Below are 17552 nucleotides of genomic sequence, written 5' to 3' on the forward strand. Positions count from 1 at the left end.
TTGACGTTGTACGCGGACCTGAATGTACGCAGTACATACAGCAGGCAGCAAGGCTATAGTGAGAGGATCTGTCCTAGTACAGGAGGACGCATGACCACCCCTCCCCACGCCCTGATCGCGGCCGACATCAAGCGGCGCATCGCGGAGGGCAGGCTGCGCCCCGGCGAGCGGGTGCCCTCGACCAGGCAGCTGGCCCGCGACTGGAACGTCGCCCTGGCCACCGCCGCCAAGGCGCTCACGCTGCTGGCCAGGGAGGGCGTCGTGGTGGCCGAGCCGCGCGTCGGCACCGTGGTGGCGCGGGCCCGCGGCCGGAAGCCCAGGCCGACCGCCTCCGAGCACGACCTGACGCGGCAGCGCGTGGTGCGCGCGGCCGTCGAGCTCGCCGACGCGGACGGGCTGGCCGAGCTGACCATGCGCGCGCTCGCCGACCGGCTGGGGGTGGCCACCATGTCCCTCTACCGCCACGTGGGCGGCAAGGACGACCTGGTGGTGCTCATGGTGGACGCGGCCGTCGCGGAGTTCACGCTGCCCGACGAGCAGCCGGACGACTGGCGGGCCGGGCTGGAGACGATCGCCCGCCTGCAGTGGGCCGCCTACCGCGCCCACCCGTGGATGGCCGGGCTGAGCTCGATCACCCGGCCGGTGCCCTCACCCGCGCTGCTCCGGCACACGGAGTGGGCCATGCGGGCGCTGGCGGGCAGCGGGCTCGACGCCGAGACCAGGATGTACGTGCAGATCACGCTCTACGGCTACGTGCAGGGCATCGCGGCCAACATCGAGAAGGAACGGCGGGCCCAGGCCGCCACCGGGGTCACCGCCGACGAGTGGATGGACGAGCAGGGCGACGAGCTGCGCTGGATCGGCGAGTCGAGGGACTATCCGGCCTTCGTCCAGCTCCTGGACGAGCTGGGCGAGTTCGACCTCGACCTCGACCGGCTCTTCGCGTTCGGCCTCGGCGCGCTGCTCGACGGGCTCACCCCGCTGATCGAACGCGACCGAGGCCGGAATGGGCGATGACGTCAGCTCTGCAGGACGGCCGTCAGCCGCTCCTGGCGCAGGGCCTCGTAGCGGGAGTCGTCGAGCGGGGCCAGCTCCCCGGCCCGCCATGACAGCAGCAGGTCGGCCAGCGCCGGGTTGCGGGCCAGCGCGGGGCCGTGCAGGTAGGTGCCCACGACGTGGCCCGCGTAGCAGCCCTCGAACCCGTCGCCGTTGCCCACGCCCTTGATCGTCTGCGACAGCGGCCTGACGCCGGGGCCGAGGCTGGTGACGCCCATGTGGTTCTCGAAGCCGGTCAGCGTGGGCAGGTTGAGCGCGGCGTCCACCTCTGCCACCAGCTCGCCCACGGCCCGCGCCGGACCCCGGGTGCTGGCGATGTCGAGCAGGCCGATGCCGTCGACCGGCTGGCCCTCCTCGCCGCCGAACGTGCTGCCCATGATCTGGTACCCGGCGCACACGGCCAGCATGGCCGCCCCGCGCGCGATGGCCCGGTGCAGGCCGCCGTCCCTGCGCAGGCGCTCGGCGGCCAGGATCTGCGGCCGGTCCTCGCCGCCGCCGATCAGGTAGATGTCGCCGGTCTCGGGAACGGGGTCGGCCGAGCGTACGTGGATCGTCTCGGTCTCGATGCCCCTGCGCTGTGCCCGCTGCTCAAGGACCAGAACGTTGCCCTGGTCACCGTAGGTGCTCAGCAGGTCGGGGTAGATCCAGACGATGCGAAGGGCACTGTCAGACGGCACGGCCGAACTCCGTTCGGATGTCCTGGAAGGCGGTGTAGTTGGCGATCACGTCGACCCGGCCGGGCGGCTGCATGGCCAGCGCCTCCGAGAACGTGCCGCACAGCGTGAACGGCACGTCGGCCACGTCGAGCCTGAGCGCCATGTCGAGCCGGCGCTGACCGGCGACGAAGACGGGCCGCCCGCGCAGGATGCGGTAGTCGACGTCCCACAGCCACGAGGTGTCGCGGCCGTCGGGGCCCTGCGCGTTGACCGACAGGATGATCGGGAACTGCGGGTCTGCGACGTCGAACGCCTCCAGCCAGCCCGCCGGGTTCTTCGCCAGCAGCAGCCGCGCGTGCCTGCCGTCACGCTCGACGGTGGTGTAGCGGCCGGCCACCGAGGTGACCTCGCGCAACCTGGGCAGCGCCTGCTCCACCGGCAGCCCGAACGCGTCGGCCACCGCCAGCGCCATCACCGCGTTGGAGCGGTTGGCCTGGCCGGGCAGTTGGATGTCGAGCAGCCAGCGCTGACCCTGGGGGTCGATCGCCGCGTCGTCGTCGACCACCCACTGCGGCTCGGGCCGGTGGAACGTGCACTCCCTGCACGCCCAGTCGGCGTCCTTGCGGTCGAGCGGGCCGCCGCACTCGGGGCAGCACCAGGAGTCCTCCTTCCAGCGCTGCCCGCCGGCGACCCAGGTCACCTTGGCGGCCGTCGAGGCGCCCCAGGTGACGAGCGGGTCGTCGCAGTTGGCGATCACGTGGGTCGGCTTGCCGGACAGCGCCCTGCGCCACTTCTGGGCCAGCAGCCAGATCTCGGCGGCGCGGTCCATCTGGTCGCGGCTGAGGTTCATCAGGCAGACGACGCTGGCGCCGGTGGTGTCGAGCACCTCCGGGAGGTATTTCTCGTCCACCTCCAGCACGCCGTAGGGGGCCCGCTTGTGCTGGGAGAGCGCGGAGACGTGGCCGGCCGGCATGTTGGCACCGAAGACGTTGGTGGCCACCTCGCCGAGCTCCAGCAGCGCCGACGTGATCAACCTGGTCGTGGTGGTCTTGCCGTTGGTCGCACTGACGAGGGCCAGCTTGCGATCTCTGGCGAGCTGGCGCAGGAGGTCGGGCTCGAGCATCAGGCCGACCCGCCCGCCGATCACCGAGCCGTCACCACGCCCGGTCATCCTGGACAGCGTGGCGGCACTGCGGCCCAGGGCGCTGGCGAGCTGGGCCCGCAGAGGAAGCTGGGTCATGTGCATGGATCCTAGTCGTCGTTGACCCCAAGTCTGGAGAACCACAGCAAAACGCAGCCCGCCGGCTAGCCGGCGGCGGTCAGGCGGGGGAAGGGGCGGGCTCGGCGAAGGCGATCTCCGGAGCGCCGCCCTGCTCGAACGGCAGCACGAACCTGCGCGGCCACGACAGCACCCCCTCCAGCCAGCCGGCCCCCATCGTCTGCCCCACGTGCCTGATCCTGGCCGAGGCCTCGACGCCGATGGCGACCGTCACGATGTCGCGCTGCACGGCCTCGGCCTCGTCGTCGCCGAGGATGACCCGCCAGGCCAGCGCCCGGTTGTGCTCCACCTCCATCGACAGCGGATGGTGGCGCAGCGCCTTGGCCCGGTGGCCGAGCAGCTCGGCGTGGATCAGGTCGCCCGAGCCGTTGCCGTTCGGCGGGCGGAACAGGGCGTACTCCATGGGCGGCGCGGGGCTGCGCAGGTTCGGGGCCGGCTGCCCGTACGGGAAGAGCCGGTCGGCCTCGTGCAGCCAGCGCACCTGCGGGATGACCCACGACGCGCCAGGGCGCTCGCCGCCGCCGTCGAGTCCTGACAGCAGGCGGGTGGCGGTCTCGGCGGCCTTCTCCGTCAGCAGCGCCGGATCGAACCAGCTCCGCAGCGACCAGGCGCGCCGCTGCACCGCACGTTCGACGAGGGTGGCGAGCAGGCATTCCCTGCGCCGCGCCGGCAGGTCGGCCCAGGCGGCCGACAGGGCGCGCGGCACGCCGGGCAGCGGCCGGTTGCTGACGAAGGCCAGCACGACCGTGTCGCACCAGATGCGCAGCCAGGCCCAGTCGGAGGCGTCGGCGAGCACGTCGGCCTCGCGCAGCTCCACCAGCGTGCACGCCTGCCCGGTACGGCACTGCGCCCCGCACGCGGCCGACCTGCGCCCCCGGATGGGCGGCGGCGGTCCTGGCAGCACTTTCTCCCTGGATTCCCCCAGCGGCACGCGCACCCGCAGCGGCCGGTCCATGCCGTCGGCGAACACCGCGGCCGAGCCCGGCTGGAGCGAGACCACGTGGCGAGACTGCTCCTCGCTCAGGTTCATGGCGGCCCCAACGAGCGACCTGTCGTCCTCGGCGGGCAGCCGGTGCACGACCTTCAGCGCGGTGTTCTTGACCACGTCGGAGATGAGCTTGGTGGGGATCTGCTCGGCCACCACGATGCCCTCGCCGTACGCCCTGATCTCCGCGAGCAGCCCGGCCAGCAGCTCCACGGCATGGGTGGAGGCCCGGCCCTGGCCGCGGTCGCGCAGCAGGCGATGCGCCTCCTCGATCACGATGACGTGACGCAACTCGGGGCTGCGCTCCCGCCTGGCACGCATGCGCAGGTGCTCGACGATCCTGATGATCAGCGTGCCCATGAGGAACGCCTTGTCCTCGTCGTTGGCCACGTCCTCGATGGCCAGCACGACGTCGCGTTCCAGCAGGCCGCCGATGTCGGCGGGGTGGCCGCCCTCGAAGAAGCGCCCGGCCGAGCCCACCCGCAGCGAGCGCAGCCGCAGCGAGATGAAGCCTTCGACGTCGGCCTGCACCTCGCGGCCGTACCCGATCTCCTTGATGACGTCCATGGCGTGCTGCTGGAGCTGTTCGAGCGTGGGCACGCTGGGCGGGACGCTGGAGCCCGGCACGGCGCCGCCGGTGACCACGTCCCAGCCGGTGGCCTCGTAGACGCGCTGCAGGGCCAGCGACATGATCTGCGGGAACGGCTCCTCGGCGTCGAACGCGGCCATGAACAGCGCCCTGACCATGTCGATGTGCGCCTGGACCGGGTAGCCGGGCTCGGGTTCGAGCGGATTGACGCTGAACGGCACGCCGTCGGGGGCCGACGGGTTGATCACGGTGACGGGGTCGTCGACGCGGCCGGCCATGGCGGCGTACTCGGACTTGGCCGGCTCGATCGCCAGCCACGGGATGCGGGCCCTGCTGAGCTGCTCCAGCAGGTGCCGTACGGTCTGGGACTTGCCCGACCCGGTCGCCCCCGTGACGAACGCGTGCCGGTTGAGCGTGGACAGCGGCACCCGGAACGTGCCCACGCCCCGGTCCTGGCCGTCGAGGATCTCGCCCAGCTCCAGCTCTCCGCCGGTGGCGCCCTCGTTCGACTCGGCGGTGACGTCGAAGAAGCCGGACTCCAGCACGCGCACGCCGGGCACCTCCCGCCTGGGCAGCCCGGCCAGCGCGGCCAGCGCCCCCGCCGTGGCCGCGAACGGCGCCGCGGCGCCGTCGGACGGGTCCTGCATGGTGACGGCCAGCGCCTCCGACAGGGCGTAGGCGGCGCCGTGGGAACTGCGCAGCCGGTACGGGTGATGGCTCATCTCGACCGACCCCACGAGCACGGGTGCGATCTGCCGCAGCTCGTCGGCGGTGGCGCCGCCGGCCAGCACGCGCACGTTCCACAGGCCCGCCTCGCGGAAGGCGTCCAGCTCCTGCATGCGCCGCTCGGCCCGCTCGGCGTCGAAGCGGGAGCGCTCTGAGGCGTCGCCGTACTGGCGCAGCACGTTGAGCTGCGTGCGCAGGTGCGCCACCTCGGCGTCGAGCAGGTCGGTCGGCTCGGCGACGACGAGCCAGGCGAAGGGCCGCGACATGAGCGTGACCAGCGTCGACTCGAACAGCGTCGGCCGTTTGAGCTCGTCGGGGTCGAACTCGCGCCCCCTGCTCCCCAGCGGCGGCGCCTGCCGCCCCGGGCATGGAGCCCACACCAGGTCGGCCAGGTCGGCGAGATAGCCCTCGTCGAGCTCCGTGCCGCGCGCCCCGCCGGGGAACAGCAACGGCTGCGGCCCGCTCGGGTGACCGGGCGTGTCGGTGGCCCGGCGCGGCTGGCGCGGCGGCGACAGGGGCCCCGCGTTGGTGATGAGTTCGAGCGGCGCCCCCGATCCTCTCGACAGCCAGCCGATGACGAAAGGCCGGTCGCGCTGCGCCGCCGACAGCACCGCGGGAAGCACGGTGACGAAGTCCCACTCTGCCGACGAGCTTCGCGAGGGTGCTGCGATCGATTGGATTCGATACCAGGGCCCGCTCAGCGAGACACTCGGCTGCATTTCATTCCCCCACAGACGGTTCTTTGTTAAATTCCGCCAACCGTCAGCTCGTCACCTTGACATTGACCATGTCATTGCCTGCCCTTGCGCCAGTCCAGGCGTGGCGGTGGTGGCCCGAGGTTCGGCGGCGGCTCTCCGTCGCCGTCCCCGGCCCTGGGATCGAGCGCCAGTACGGCCTCGCGCACGTCGTCCAGCTCGCCGAGCGTGGTCTTGGGAAAGGTGAGGATGGCCGGGTTCGCGTCTGCCAGGCGTACGCGCCTCCCCTCTGCCGTGGCGTCCGTGACGATCACGGACGTCGTGGGTAGTTGCTGGAGCTGGTGCGGCTCCACAAGAAACTCACGCGAGCGCTGCAGCACCCGCTCCTTCTCCGCGATCTTGTCGGCGGTCCTGCCCCACTCCGTGGACTCGGTGATGTCGCCGGCCAGGTCGTCGTGGTTCTCGTCGCGCCCTTCGTGCTCCTCGTCGTCGATCTGCGCGACGGTCGAGGTGTAGCCGCCGTCGAGTCCCGGCAGCGAGTCGCTGATCGTCTCGGTGAGCTGGGCCAGCTCAAGCCGGTGCTCGGTGCCGACGTGCTCGCTGGCGACCCGGGCGTCCTCGGCGTTGCCGAGCCGCATGAACGCGACCGCGGCGTGCCCTCTGCCGAGCCGCTCGCGTACGGACGGGGTCAGCGACCGGTACGTCAGCACCAGGCCGGTACGGGAGGTCTCGCAGGCGTCCATCAGCCGGTCGAGCACGTCGCCCCTGAGCTTGTCCGCGCCCGCCACGATGATGGTGTGGTACCAGGGCCGGTCGGAGGCGGGCGACTGGCGCAGGATGTGGGTCAGGGCGGTGGCCACGTACGTGCCGAGCACCCGGTTGCCGAAGACGCCCGCCTGCCGGTCCATGCTCACCACGCGCAGCCTGGCGGGCGGCAGCCGTACGGCCTGCGTGCCCAGCGTCTCCAGCTTGCGCAGCTGCGACTCCAGCGCCCAGGCCCGCTCGATCACCACCCGGTCGCTGACGCCGCGCCCGAACAGCGTGCCGATGCGTTCGAGCTGGGTCGCGGTGATCAGCCCGAACCTGAGGTCGTCGCGCGGGTCGCCCACCTGCGCCAGCGCCCGCAGCGCGGCGGTGACCTGGCTGATCGTGGCGTTCTCGCCGAGCACCTCCAGGACCCGCTCCAGGATGGCGTTGTCGAAGCTCAGGTCGCGGGTGGTGCGGTGCTCCTCGCTCACGCTGACGACGTGGGCCAGCACGTCGGCGAACGCCTCGGGCTTCAGCGTGGCGCCCAGGTCGAGCTTGGGCAGGTCGACCGGCAGCACCCACACCAGCGGGTCGTCGCCGCCCTTGCGGGCCAGCTCGATGAGGTCCTTGGCGATCGCGCCCTCGGACAGGTCGAGCACCGTCAGGTGGCCGCCGCTGTAGAGCCGGGTCGCGCCGAGCAGCGTCACGAGCGCCGACCAGCCGGGTAAGGTCCCGCCGGCCACGTCGATGCGGTCGATCTCGTCGGGCACCGCCACGGCGTACCAGGTGAGCTGCTTGTCGTGCCGGTCCTTGGACTCCTGCCACTCGCGGTAGCGCTGGGCGTGCTCCTCCTGCGCCTTGAACAGCTCCTTGTCACGTTCCCGCTGCTGCCGCTCGTCGCGGGCCTGCTGCTCCAGCACCCGGTAGCGGACCGCGCGGTCGCCCTGCATGAGCGCGAAGCTGCACACGGCCGCCACGCCGCCCGCGGCCACGAGCCCGACCAGGGCGAACGACCAGGGCAGGTAGCCGGCCAGGGCGGCGGCGAGGATCAGCACGGTCAGGACCAGCATGAACAGGCGGAAGACCCGGACCGGCCGGTTGAGCATGTCCTCCTGGAGCCGCTCGCGGCGCAGCAGTTCGAGGCGGGCGGGATCGTCCTCGGCCTCGGCGGCCGGCTCCTCGGCGGGAGAGGGGCGCCTGGGCGGCGGGCCTGGATCGGGGTGCAGCAGGATGTACTGCCAGCCCAGGTAGATGCGGTCCGCCTGGAGCTGGGCATGCTCGGGATGCACGTCCGCCACGTGACCCTCCGGCCGCCGGTATGTCATGAGGAGTAGGGATCAGCCCTTTCCGCTCCGTGACAGCGTATGAGCTACAAGGCCCGTAGCGGCAGGGTTTCTCGGCAATTCGACCAGTCCGATGGGAGCATTGCGGCAGATGGGACAAGCGATACCTATTACCATCCTTACCCATGACGGAACCCTCCGGCGGCAGCACTGACAAGCCCAGACGCCCGGTAGTGGTGCCCGCGATCGCCTTGACGGCGTTCACGGTCGTCGGCATCACCGCTCTGCTCGGCGGACTCAGCGAGGCTCCCGACGAACCGGAGACCCTGAGCCCGGGCGCCGTGCTCGACCAGGGCCGCTACTCCACCAAGTTCGTCGGGTCACGGGTCACGGTGGAGAAGGCCCAGTTCGACTGGGAAGAGGACAAACGCTTCGTCGAGCTGGTCTTCGACGTCGTCAACCTGGGCGACGACACCTCCGGGATCGGGATGCCGCCGGAGAAGCTCGAGAGCGCCGTCACGGCCGGTGACTTCGCCGGCTCCCTCCTCAAGATCACGCCGGCCTTCTCCAAGGACGCCGGTCCGTTCACGTTCGTCCGCGTCAAGGGCGGGGAGAGCAGGCAGCTGCACCCGGGGGTGCGGAGCGAGGTCGTCCTGCGGTACCGGCTCAAGGAGAACGAGCAGCCGCCGGAGAAGATCACGCTCGACGTGGGGGCCTTCGAGTATTCTGCCGACCCCGTCGCCGCGCTGCCGTACTGGTCGGTGGCCAGCAAGGAGGTCGGCGACAAGCAGATGCCCGAGATCAAGGCACGGGTCGTGCTGCCGGTCAAGAAGGAGGGCACGACGTGACCACCACCCAGCAGCCTTCCTCCATGGCCCCGGCCCGCGGCGCCAGGCGGGCGCAGCGCCGGTCGGGCGGCGGCGCCGCGACCAAGGCGCTCGCCGCGCTCGCCGGGGTGGCGCTGATCGCCGTCGCCATGTGGGTGCAGAGCTTCCACCTGTCCGAGCTCGAAACCAGCGATCCGCTCGTCTACAGCGGCGCCAAGGGCGACATCGTGGACGCGCGGCGCTTCAGCCTGCAACTTGAGGACTTCTTCGCGGCCAAGTCGATCAAGAGCGGCGACAAGACCGTCCAGACCGACCAGATCTTCCTCGTCCTCAAGGTCAGGGCCAAGTCCACCCTCAAGCCGTACCACCTGGGGCAGCCGGTGCTGACGACCGCCGACGGGAAGAAGTTCGACGCCACGGACCGGGTGAGCAGCAGCCAGACGCTGGCCGACAAGTGGGTGCAGCCGGACATCTGGCGCACCGGCCAGTCCTACTTCGAGGTGCCGCCGGCGGCCCTGGCGGGGGCGACCGTCACGTACGCTCTCCCAGGCTCCTTCCTCGTCGAGTCGTACCAGCCGGAGGTCGAGATCGATCTCGGCCTGGACGAGGAGGGCGCGCGCAAGCTGGCCACGTCGGCGCAGGCCGTCTACTCGACTGACAAGAAGTGATCGCGGTATGAGTACGAACGAGGAGCGCGACTGGTTCTCGCCGAGGAGCGAGAGGCAGCCCGACGACCCACCGACGCCATCCGGCCCCCAGGCCCCGCCACCCGCCCGGCAGGGTCCGCCGTCGGGTCGGGAGGCCCCACCGGCCGGTCAGCACGCTCCTGACGGCCTCCAGCCCCCGCCCTCCGGACGCCAGACCCCCAACGGTCTCCAGCCGCCACCTTCCGGTCAGCAGCTCCCTGAGGGCCTCCAGCCGCCTCCGTCCGGCCACCGGCTCCCTGACGGCCTCCAGCCCCCGCCCTCTGGGCGGCAGGTCCCTGGCAGCTTCCAGCCTCCGCCGGCCGGCCGGCAGCAGCCTGCCGGGTTGCGGCCGCCGCCCGTGCAGCCGCCGGCCAGTCCGCAGCAGCCCGCCGGGCTCCAGCCGCCGCCTGATCGGCAGTCACCGCCGTCGGGGCGGGGCGCGCACCCGGCCGTGGAGTTCCCTCCGGCTCAGAGCACGCCGCAGGGCTCCCCGCTGGGTCCCACACAGGGCTCGCCGCTGGGCCCTCCGCAGAGCCCCACGCTGGGCGCCCCACAGGGCACCATGCCAGGTGCGCCGCAGAGTTCTCCACAGGGTCCGCCGCAGGGCTTCTCGCAGGGGCCCGCTCAGGGTCCGGCGCCGGGCGCGCCGTATGAGGCCGGTGCGACCCAGCCCTACGGCCCGCTCCTCGGTCAGGACGCGCGCCCCGGCCAGGACGCCCTGCCTCCCAGACCGCAACCCCGCCACGGACAGGACCCGCTGCTCTCCGGACCTCAGGCCGGCTATGGACCCCAGGCGGGGTATGGCCGCAACCCGCAAGCCTCCAGGGCTCAAGCAGCCGATTACGGCCAGGACCCGCAGGTGGCGGGGCCCCAGGCTGGCTACGGGCAGGACCCGCAGGCCGCTGGGGCTCAGGCGGACTACGGGCAGGATCCGACCGCCGCGGCTCAGGCGGGTTTCGGGCAGGAGCCGCCGGCCGGCGGAGAGCCGGGGCGGCGGGAGACTCCCTTGCTGCGGCGCAGGCCGACCCGCAGGCGGGCGGCGACGCAGGGGCAGCAGCCAGGGCAGAGGCCGGGCGTTCCCGGATACGGCATTCCCGCGCCTCAGGGGCGCGCCGGTCAGGGCGGCCGGCACGCGCATCCGGACCAGCAGGTCTGGCCGCCCGCCCAGACCCCCCAGGCCGCCGAGCCGCCCGGCATGGCCACCCAGCCCCTCCCCGCCGTCGGCGCGCCCGCTCTCCCCTACACCGGGCGCCGGCACGCCGACCAGGACACCCCGGTCGCGGGCCCAGAACTGCCGCCGGCGGTCGGGGCCGAGCAGGCGATGGGCCCTGGGCCGCAGTATCCGGCGGGCTCTCCGCAGCCGGGCATGCCGCTTCCGGCGGCGGGCCCGACGTATCCAGGACAGCAGGGACAGCCGGCGCATCCGGGGCAGCCGGGAGAAGCAACTACAGCGGCGCAGCAGGGCACGCCCGGGGCGGGGCGGGCGGCTTCTGGGATGTCGCGTCGGCGCAAGGTGCTGATCGGGGTCGGCGCGGTTCTCGTGTCGCTGCTGATCACCGGTGCCCAGACCTACGACGGCTACGGCTTCTACACCGTCCAGACGGACGAGAAGACCAAGGAGATCGTGGTCGCCGCCGGCCAGCCGGTCACGGTGAACAAGATCGAGTGGACGGGCTCCGTCAAGCCGATGAAGATGCCGCCCGGCAACGGCGGCTACGGCCCCGAGGTGACCTGGCTGCAGGTGGACGTCACCAAGAAGGCCCTCGACGACAGCAGCGCCACCATGACCGCCAACCCCAGGGACATGAAGCTGACGGACCGCGCGGGCCGCACCTGGGTCGTGGAGATCTCCTCGGACGAGAACCGGCCGACGGACCGGCTGGAGGTGGGCAAAGCGTACAAGATCCTCGCCGGGGCGATCGTGCCGACCAAGGTGGCGGACGAGGTGGAGCTGCTGCTCAGGCCGAGCAACTACCGTTCGGACACCCCGACCGAGGACCTGTTCAAGCGCGACGTCATCGAGAAGATGCCGCAGGACACCGAGGTGCTGCGGTTCCGACGCCGTTGAGCGTCGGTCCGGGCGGGGTGGGGCGTCCGGTCAGCGTGGGTTCAGGCGGGAATGAGGGGTCCGGCCCGGACGTGGTCGAGTGTCCGGCCGACGCCGTTGAGCGTGGGTTCGGACGTGGTCGGGCGTCCGGTTCAGACGTCGTCGAGTGATTCGCCGCTGAGCCGGGCCCTGGTGGCCGCGATGTCGTACGTGGCCGCCAGCAGCGCCATGGTCAGCACGGTGACGGCGCAGTCGCGGACGAACGCCAGCGGCGGCCCCTGGACGGCCCAGAGCCACTCCGACTGCGAGCCGATGAGCGTGCGCAGCCCGCGGTCGGCGTACTGGCCGCCCACGTCGAGCGCCACGTAGCACAGGCACATCATGCCGAACAGCGGCAGCCCGGCCCGGTAGATCATCCGCAGTGAGTTGGCCAGCGGCAGCCAGCGGTCCTTGAACCCGCCGGTGACCTGGTCGAACGACTTCTGCGTGAGGTCGTGGGCGCCTTCGAGCCGATCGACGCCCCGTTCCAGCCTGGTGCCCTTGACCAGGGTGCGGGTCTCGTCGGAGTACGCGCCGAACACCAGCATCGCCACCGTGAGCCAGGCGAGGGGGACGGCGACCGAGTCGAGGAAGATCGGCCAGAGGTCGTCGAACACCGCGGTGACGTCCTTCCACAGCGGCAGGTTCTCCTGGGCCTTGGTCCAGACGTCCTTCGTGTCGGCGATCACCGCGCGGTGCTCCATCCACTCGGAACGCGCGTCCGCGATGGCGACGGTGCCGTTGAGGCCGTAGAAGACGAAGGCGAACTCGGAGAAGGCGGCGCCGAAGCCGGCGAACTTCCCCTTGCCGTTCTCGACGAGCTTCGCGAAGAGCAGCTTCAGACCGAACGTGACGACCATCGCGCCGATCGACACCCGCCAGTCGAGGTCGATGAGCCCCCGTCCGACGAAGTTCTCCTCGCCGAAGAGGGAGTTGTTCAGCCCTTCCTGGAAGTTGTGGAAGTAGTCCATCTGGATGGTGTCCCTGGCGTCCCGGTTCTGGAAGCCCCAGGCCAGGTAGAGCACCGCGAATGCCGGGGCGACGCGGTCGAGCGCACGGAAGAAGCGCTCGTCCGCCACCCCTTCCCTCGCGCGGATCTCCCACAGGGAGCTGCGCAGGGTGTAGAGCATGCCGGTCGTGACCGTCATCGCCGCCAGCACGATGAGCGTCAGCAGGGTCATCACGAGCACCAGGCGGACCTGGCGGAAGTCGCCGTACGCGACCTCCGTCGCCGCGTACATCAGCACGAAGCGCGTCAACTGGCCGGCGGCGAACCAGAAGATCAAGGGCAGGGCGCACTTCCCCGCGAGACGCAGTGCGTGCAGGGGCAGCGAGTACGGCGACGGCATCCGCTGAGCCGGCGTAGGCCCAGGTCGCGGAGGCACCATCACACCTGTCGATCCGGACATCTGTGGAATCGTATCGGTCTGTCCCTCATGTCGCAGCCGCAACACCCGAAGAGGGTCACTCTCCGCAGATCGATCATGGACACGCGGCTACGGGTGCCGTCCTGCGCATCGGCCGGCGCATCGGCCGGCGCATCGGCCGGTCCCGGGGCTCATCAGTTCGCCGATTCTGCGGCACCATGGCGGTATGGATTCGCGGCCGGCCATAGACACCGATCCCCGCGTGGTGGGAGAGCGACTGCGACAGTTGCGGCAGGCCCGCGGCGTCTCGCTCTCCGAGCTCGCCAAGCGCGCCGGCATCGGGAAGGCCACGCTGTCGGGCGTCGAGACCGGCACCCGCAACCCGACGCTCGACACGCTGTGGGCGATCACCGCGCAACTCGGGGTGCCGATCGGGGCGATACTCGACGCGCCGCCCGAGCCGCAGATCATGCGCGGCACGGCGATCGAGGCGGAGCTCCTCGAGGTGTTCGAGGACGACCGCGTCACCTACGAGCTCTACCGCGTACGCGTTCCGCCCGGCCTCACCCAGACCTCACCCGCCCATCACGAGGGCGTCAGCGAGCACGTCACGGTCTTCACCGGCACCCTGAGCGCCGGCCCCATCAAGGAGCCGCTGACCGCCGGGCCCGGTGACCACATCTCGTGGGTCTCCGACGTGCCGCACGGCTACCGGGCGCACGGACCCGACGTCGTCCGCGCCACCCTTCTCATGCGTTACCCCACCAAACCGATCTGACAAATCACGAAGGATCGGGCTGAGCGGGGCGGCAGGCGCGGCAGGGGCGATAGCCGGCCGCCCTCGCCTGAGCGAGGCTGCGGAAGCCGTGCCGGTGTGCTGGGGTGATGCGCCTGGCATTGTGGCAGGTCGGGAAGCACACCACGCCGGTCGTGTCGCTGGCCAGGTAGAAGACGCGCTCCCCTGCCAGCCGGCGGAGCCGGTCCAGATCGACCCCCTCGGCCAGCAGCAGCCGCTCCTTGGCCGCGGCGCCGAACACGTAGTCGCCGGGGACCCCGTCCGACCTGGTCACCCGGTGGCACGGGATGAGCAGCGGCACCGGGTTGTGGCCGAGCGCCGTCCCCACCGCGCGCACCGCTCTGGGCCGTCCTACGCGGGCCGCGACCCACGCGTAGGGGCGCACCTCGCCGCGCGGGATCGTACGGACGGCCTCCAGCACGTCACGCTGGAAGTCGCTCACGCCGCGCAGGTCCAGCCGCAGCCCGGCCGACCGGCCGGTGCGCAGCGCGGGCAGCAGCCCGGCGGGCGGGCGCGCGGCGGGCAGCAGCGGGCGGCCGAAGCGCTTCCTGTGCGCCTGCGCGAACCCGCCGCCCGCGTGCACGTACGCCACGCCCTCCTCGGTGAAGGCCACCGAGAGCTCCCCGATCGGCCCCGGCACGCTGACCCAGCGGGCCGCGATCCGGTCGAGCAGCCCGTCCGGCGGCTCGGCGGCCAGCGCCGCCAGTCCGGTGAGCAGTTCGTCCTCGGTCATCGGGCACCTCCCAGTGCGCGTAGCCGCTTCAGCCCCCGTGACACGTGCGACTTGACCGTACCCTGGGGGATCTTGAGCACGGTGGCGATCTCGCTGACCGGCAGGTCCACGACGTGCCGCAGCACGACCGCGGCCCGCTGCTCCTCGGGCAGCAGGGCCAGCAGCCCGGCCAGCTCGTCGCCGGTCTCGCGGCGGACGGCCGCCGCCTCGACGTCCTCGTGCGGATCGACGGCGTCGACCGGCTCGCCGGGCAGGTCGGGCGGCGGTTTGCGGGACCTGGTCCTGGCGCAGTTGCGCCAGACGTTCATCAGGATCGTCATCACCCAGGCCCGCGGCTGGAGCTGGGCGACGCGGTCGCGCTCGTATCCGGCCAGCGCCCGGTACGCGCGCAGGAACGTCTCCGCCGTGAGGTCCTCGGCGTCGGGCCAGCGCCCGCTCAGCCGCAGCGCGGTCGAGAAGACCAGGCCGCGATGGGCGGCGTACAGCTCGGCGAACCCCTCGTCGAGGTCGTCGAGCAGTGCCTTGCGCACCGGGTCAGCGCAGTCGGAATCACTCACGTCCTCTACAACACCACCCGGCGGGAGACGGTTGCACACCGAGGCCGCACGCTTGTGAGCAGGCCGAGAACCTGCGCCCGTGCACACGCGAGGGCCCGCGTCCGTGACGGACGCGGGCCCCTGCCGAATCAACGCGTGTGACGGGTCAGACGGCCACGGCGAGCTGGGCGACCTCGCCCAGCTTGGCCTCCACCTGGACGTCCCTGGTGACGCCGCCGCCCGCGATGATGCGGACGGTCCAGTCGCCGGGAGCGGCGAAGAAGCGGAAGATGCCGTCGTCGGACACCACGACCTCGCCGGTGAACTCACCGGAGTGGTCGAGCAGCCGCGCGTAGGCGGTGCCGGCGCCGGTCACGACGCCCTGGATCACGGCCTGGTTGGCCAGGTCGATCCCGGCCGGCAACGCGATGGTCTGTTCGGGTGCTCCGCACCCCTGTGCTGCGCTCGACATCAGCGGGCCTCCCCCAGCTCGATCGGCACGCCCACGAGCGAGCCGTACTCGGTCCACGAACCGTCGTAGTTCTTCACGTTGGCCTGCTCCAGCAGCTCGTGCAGCACGAACCACGTGTGCGCGGAGCGCTCGCCGATGCGGCAGTAGGCGATGGTGTCCTTGCCGAAGTTGACGCCGGCCTCCTGGTAGAGGGTGCGCAGGTCGTCGTCGGACTTGAACGTGCCGTCGTCGTTGGCCGCCTTCGACCACGGGATGTTGCGCGCGGTGGGCACGTGGCCGCCGCGCTGGGCCTGCTCCTGCGGGAGGTGGGCCGGGGCCAGCAGCTTGCCGGTGAACTCGTCGGGCGAGCGCACGTCGACCAGGTTGAGCTTGCCGATCGCGGTGACGACATCGTCGCGGAAGGCGCGGATCGCGGTGTCCTGCTCCTGGGCGACGTACTGCGTCTTGGCCCGCTCGGGCACGTCGCGGACCAGCTCGCGCGAGTCGAGCTCCCACTTCTTGCGCCCGCCGTCGAGCAGCTTCACGTTCTGGTGGCCGTAAAGCTTGAAGTACCAGTAGGCGTAGGCCGCGAACCAGTTGTTGTTACCGCCGTAGAGCACGACGGTGTCGTCGTTGGAGATGCCTCGGTCGGACAGCAGGGCCTCGAAGCCGGTCTTGTCCACGAAGTCGCGGCGCACCGGGTCCTGTAGGTCGGTGCGCCAGTCGACCTTCACGGCGCCACGGATGTGGCCCTTGTCGTAAGCGCTGACATCCTCATCGACCTCGACGAGGACGACTCCGGGCGTGTCGAGGTTGGCCTCGACCCAGTCGGCGTCCACCAGGGCGGCGGAGCGGCTCATTGGGATACCTCCATTTTGGCGGCGGGCAGTAGACGGCGAATGAGCAGGTACATCTCGCAGCCAAGGCAGAATCCGAAGGCTGCGTTGAGGAAGGCGGCGAGGAGAGCCGCGGCCGTGGCCACGAGGGCCAGCGGCGTGATCCCGGTGAGATATCCGGCCAGACCCACGACCGCGAAGACCAGTCCGACCCCTTGCGCGAAGCGGGGCGGGCGGGCGTCCTCGGTCTCCTTCGGGGCGCTGCGGACCAGCGCCTTGAAGAGCATCGCGTACGGTGAGCGCCACACCAGTCCGAGTGCGAAGACCACCGTCTGGGCGGCGAGCAGCCAGGAACTCCCCGTCACCAGGACGGAGGCGAGGACCAGGGTGGTGATGGCCGCGCCGAAGCGCAGCGCTCTAGGATCGGCACGCATCGCAGGATGCTCCTGAAGGGGTCGATTTGGGGCGGATCGAAAGTCCGCGCGAGATCGTCCTCAGGCAGCGCGACAGAGCGCGGTGGCGACACGGCAGAAATCAACCGCGCGCCGCTTCGTCAGCAGCTCTGTCGTCGGGTTCATGAGCACGACACTACTCGGCGTCTCGACATCTGTCACATCTCGTCCGGTTGGTGAGACGAATGTGGCCTGCATCACAGTCGAGCGCGCAGTCGGACTCACAGCCGGGCTCGCAGTCGGGCTCACGGGGCTCACCGTCACGACTCCGGTACGGCGTCCGCCAGCGCGGCCAGGACGTCGGCCTTGCGCGGCTGACCGGACGCCCTCTTGACGATCAGGCCCGCCTGGTCGAGCACCAGCACGGTCGGGGTGCGCATGATGTCCAGCCGGCGGACGAGGTCGAGCCGGGACTCGGCGTCGATCTCGACGTGGCTGACCCCCGGCACGAGCTCGCTCACGTCGGCCAGGATCCGCCGGGTGGCCCGGCAGGGCTGGCAGAAGGCGGTCGAGAACTGCACGAGCGTGGCCCGCTCGCCCAGCCCCGAGCCGAGGTCGGCGGCGGACAGCCGCTCACCGCCCGTGTCGGCCCCAGTAGCTGCCCCAGTGGCGGCCCCAGTAGCGGCCGCTGTGTCGCTCACCGTGTCGCGTATGCGGCCGTCGCGGCGCAGGCGGATCACCCCGATCAGTGTCCCGAGCGCCAGCGTCGCCAGCACCACCCACAATCCCGTCATCCCTCGATGCAACCACGGACGCCCGCGATTGC

The 17552-nt window shown here is 71.4% G+C and carries 17 protein-coding genes; 5 read left to right on the forward strand and 12 right to left on the reverse strand.

The window, feature by feature from the left end:
• Window positions 1–90 precede the first annotated feature (90 nt).
• The gene (locus AB0C27_RS19160; RefSeq protein WP_357845621.1) at window positions 91–1017 is read left to right on the forward strand and encodes a TetR/AcrR family transcriptional regulator C-terminal domain-containing protein; all 927 of its coding nucleotides are present in this window, start codon (window positions 91–93) and stop codon (window positions 1015–1017) included.
• Window positions 1018–1019: 2 nt separating this feature from the next.
• Here AB0C27_RS19160 and AB0C27_RS19165 read toward each other — a convergent pair whose 3' ends face one another.
• From AB0C27_RS19165 to AB0C27_RS19180, 4 genes are all read right to left on the reverse strand, one after another.
• Window positions 1020–1733, reverse strand: a complete 714-nt coding sequence (locus tag AB0C27_RS19165) for a glutamine amidotransferase (RefSeq protein WP_346103147.1) — start codon at window positions 1731–1733, stop codon at window positions 1020–1022.
• A complete protein-coding gene (locus AB0C27_RS19170) occupies window positions 1723–2952 on the reverse strand; it encodes a MurT ligase domain-containing protein (protein WP_357845624.1) in 1230 nt (409 codons plus the stop codon). Before AB0C27_RS19170 ends, AB0C27_RS19165 begins: the two co-directional genes overlap by 11 nt.
• A 79-nt stretch (window positions 2953–3031) precedes the next feature.
• A complete protein-coding gene (locus AB0C27_RS19175; RefSeq protein ID WP_357845627.1) occupies window positions 3032–5914 on the reverse strand; it encodes an ATP-binding protein in 2883 nt (960 codons plus the stop codon).
• Window positions 5915–6081: 167 nt separating this feature from the next.
• On the reverse strand, window positions 6082–8031 hold the full coding sequence (locus AB0C27_RS19180) for a hypothetical protein (RefSeq protein ID WP_357845630.1): 1950 nt from the start codon (window positions 8029–8031) through the stop codon (window positions 6082–6084).
• Between the two features lie 170 nt (window positions 8032–8201).
• Between AB0C27_RS19180 and AB0C27_RS19185 the strand changes: the two genes are divergently transcribed.
• The 3 genes from AB0C27_RS19185 (at window position 8202) to AB0C27_RS19195 (ending at window position 11597) form a co-directional block, all read left to right on the forward strand.
• Window positions 8202–8864, forward strand: coding sequence for a hypothetical protein (locus AB0C27_RS19185; RefSeq protein ID WP_357845633.1), 663 nt, complete (start codon window positions 8202–8204; stop codon window positions 8862–8864).
• Window positions 8861–9511, forward strand: coding sequence for a hypothetical protein (locus AB0C27_RS19190; protein WP_357845636.1), 651 nt, complete (start codon window positions 8861–8863; stop codon window positions 9509–9511). The genes AB0C27_RS19185 and AB0C27_RS19190 overlap by 4 nt, the downstream gene beginning before the upstream one ends.
• An 877-nt stretch (window positions 9512–10388) precedes the next feature.
• A complete protein-coding gene (locus tag AB0C27_RS19195) occupies window positions 10389–11597 on the forward strand; it encodes a hypothetical protein (protein WP_357845639.1) in 1209 nt (402 codons plus the stop codon).
• Window positions 11598–11728: 131 nt separating this feature from the next.
• Here AB0C27_RS19195 and AB0C27_RS19200 read toward each other — a convergent pair whose 3' ends face one another.
• Window positions 11729–13024, reverse strand: coding sequence for a hypothetical protein (locus AB0C27_RS19200; protein WP_357845642.1), 1296 nt, complete (start codon window positions 13022–13024; stop codon window positions 11729–11731).
• A 184-nt stretch (window positions 13025–13208) separates the two neighbouring features.
• Here AB0C27_RS19200 and AB0C27_RS19205 point away from each other — a divergent pair, with 184 nt between their 5' ends.
• On the forward strand, window positions 13209–13760 hold the full coding sequence (locus AB0C27_RS19205; RefSeq protein ID WP_357845645.1) for an XRE family transcriptional regulator: 552 nt from the start codon (window positions 13209–13211) through the stop codon (window positions 13758–13760).
• Between the two features lie 4 nt (window positions 13761–13764).
• On the opposite strand, the gene AB0C27_RS19210 is transcribed toward AB0C27_RS19205, so the two are convergent.
• From AB0C27_RS19210 to AB0C27_RS19240, 7 genes are all read right to left on the reverse strand, one after another.
• Window positions 13765–14511 carry a methylated-DNA--[protein]-cysteine S-methyltransferase gene (locus tag AB0C27_RS19210; RefSeq protein WP_357845649.1) on the reverse strand — a complete coding sequence of 249 codons (747 nt, stop codon included), beginning with the start codon at window positions 14509–14511 and terminating at the stop codon, window positions 13765–13767.
• Window positions 14508–15068: an RNA polymerase sigma factor gene (locus AB0C27_RS19215; RefSeq protein WP_357845652.1), complete on the reverse strand. Its 561-nt coding sequence runs from the start codon at window positions 15066–15068 to the stop codon at window positions 14508–14510. Before AB0C27_RS19215 ends, AB0C27_RS19210 begins: the two co-directional genes overlap by 4 nt.
• A gap of 145 nt (window positions 15069–15213) precedes the next feature.
• Window positions 15214–15519 (reverse strand): DUF1416 domain-containing protein, encoded by a 306-nt coding sequence (locus AB0C27_RS19220; protein ID WP_106244064.1) that lies wholly within the window; start codon window positions 15517–15519, stop codon window positions 15214–15216.
• Window positions 15519–16358 (reverse strand): sulfurtransferase, encoded by an 840-nt coding sequence (locus tag AB0C27_RS19225; RefSeq protein WP_357845656.1) that lies wholly within the window; start codon window positions 16356–16358, stop codon window positions 15519–15521. Before AB0C27_RS19225 ends, AB0C27_RS19220 begins: the two co-directional genes overlap by 1 nt.
• The gene (locus tag AB0C27_RS19230) at window positions 16355–16768 is read right to left on the reverse strand and encodes a DUF4395 domain-containing protein (RefSeq protein WP_346103127.1); all 414 of its coding nucleotides are present in this window, start codon (window positions 16766–16768) and stop codon (window positions 16355–16357) included. The genes AB0C27_RS19225 and AB0C27_RS19230 overlap by 4 nt, the downstream gene beginning before the upstream one ends.
• Before the next feature lie 60 nt (window positions 16769–16828).
• Entirely contained in the window at window positions 16829–16984 is a 156-nt protein-coding gene (locus AB0C27_RS19235; RefSeq protein ID WP_357845660.1) for a putative leader peptide, read from the reverse strand.
• A gap of 62 nt (window positions 16985–17046) precedes the next feature.
• Window positions 17047–17520 carry a thioredoxin family protein gene (locus AB0C27_RS19240; protein WP_357845663.1) on the reverse strand — a complete coding sequence of 158 codons (474 nt, stop codon included), beginning with the start codon at window positions 17518–17520 and terminating at the stop codon, window positions 17047–17049.
• Window positions 17521–17552: the final 32 nt, after the last annotated feature.

It is taken from the genome of Nonomuraea sp. NPDC048882, from assembly GCF_040649755.1.
Lineage (GTDB): Bacteria > Actinomycetota > Actinomycetes > Streptosporangiales > Streptosporangiaceae > Nonomuraea > Nonomuraea maheshkhaliensis.

What these genes read in the sequence shown, in the direction of transcription:
- AB0C27_RS19160 (WP_357845621.1), top strand. Translation starts at nt 91, where the DNA reads ATGACCACCCCTCCCCACGCCCTGATCGCGGCCGACATCAAGCGGCGC.
- AB0C27_RS19170 (WP_357845624.1), bottom strand. Translation starts at nt 2,952, where the DNA reads ATGACCCAGCTTCCTCTGCGGGCCCAGCTCGCCAGCGCCCTGGGCCGC.
- AB0C27_RS19185 (WP_357845633.1), top strand. Translation starts at nt 8,202, where the DNA reads ATGACGGAACCCTCCGGCGGCAGCACTGACAAGCCCAGACGCCCGGTA.
- AB0C27_RS19200 (WP_357845642.1), bottom strand. Translation starts at nt 13,024, where the DNA reads ATGTCCGGATCGACAGGTGTGATGGTGCCTCCGCGACCTGGGCCTACG.
- AB0C27_RS19205 (WP_357845645.1), top strand. Translation starts at nt 13,209, where the DNA reads ATGGATTCGCGGCCGGCCATAGACACCGATCCCCGCGTGGTGGGAGAG.
- AB0C27_RS19210 (WP_357845649.1), bottom strand. Translation starts at nt 14,511, where the DNA reads ATGACCGAGGACGAACTGCTCACCGGACTGGCGGCGCTGGCCGCCGAG.
- AB0C27_RS19220 (WP_106244064.1), bottom strand. Translation starts at nt 15,519, where the DNA reads ATGTCGAGCGCAGCACAGGGGTGCGGAGCACCCGAACAGACCATCGCG.
- AB0C27_RS19225 (WP_357845656.1), bottom strand. Translation starts at nt 16,358, where the DNA reads ATGAGCCGCTCCGCCGCCCTGGTGGACGCCGACTGGGTCGAGGCCAAC.
- AB0C27_RS19230 (WP_346103127.1), bottom strand. Translation starts at nt 16,768, where the DNA reads ATGCGTGCCGATCCTAGAGCGCTGCGCTTCGGCGCGGCCATCACCACC.
- AB0C27_RS19235 (WP_357845660.1), bottom strand. Translation starts at nt 16,984, where the DNA reads ATGCAGGCCACATTCGTCTCACCAACCGGACGAGATGTGACAGATGTC.
- AB0C27_RS19240 (WP_357845663.1), bottom strand. Translation starts at nt 17,520, where the DNA reads ATGACGGGATTGTGGGTGGTGCTGGCGACGCTGGCGCTCGGGACACTG.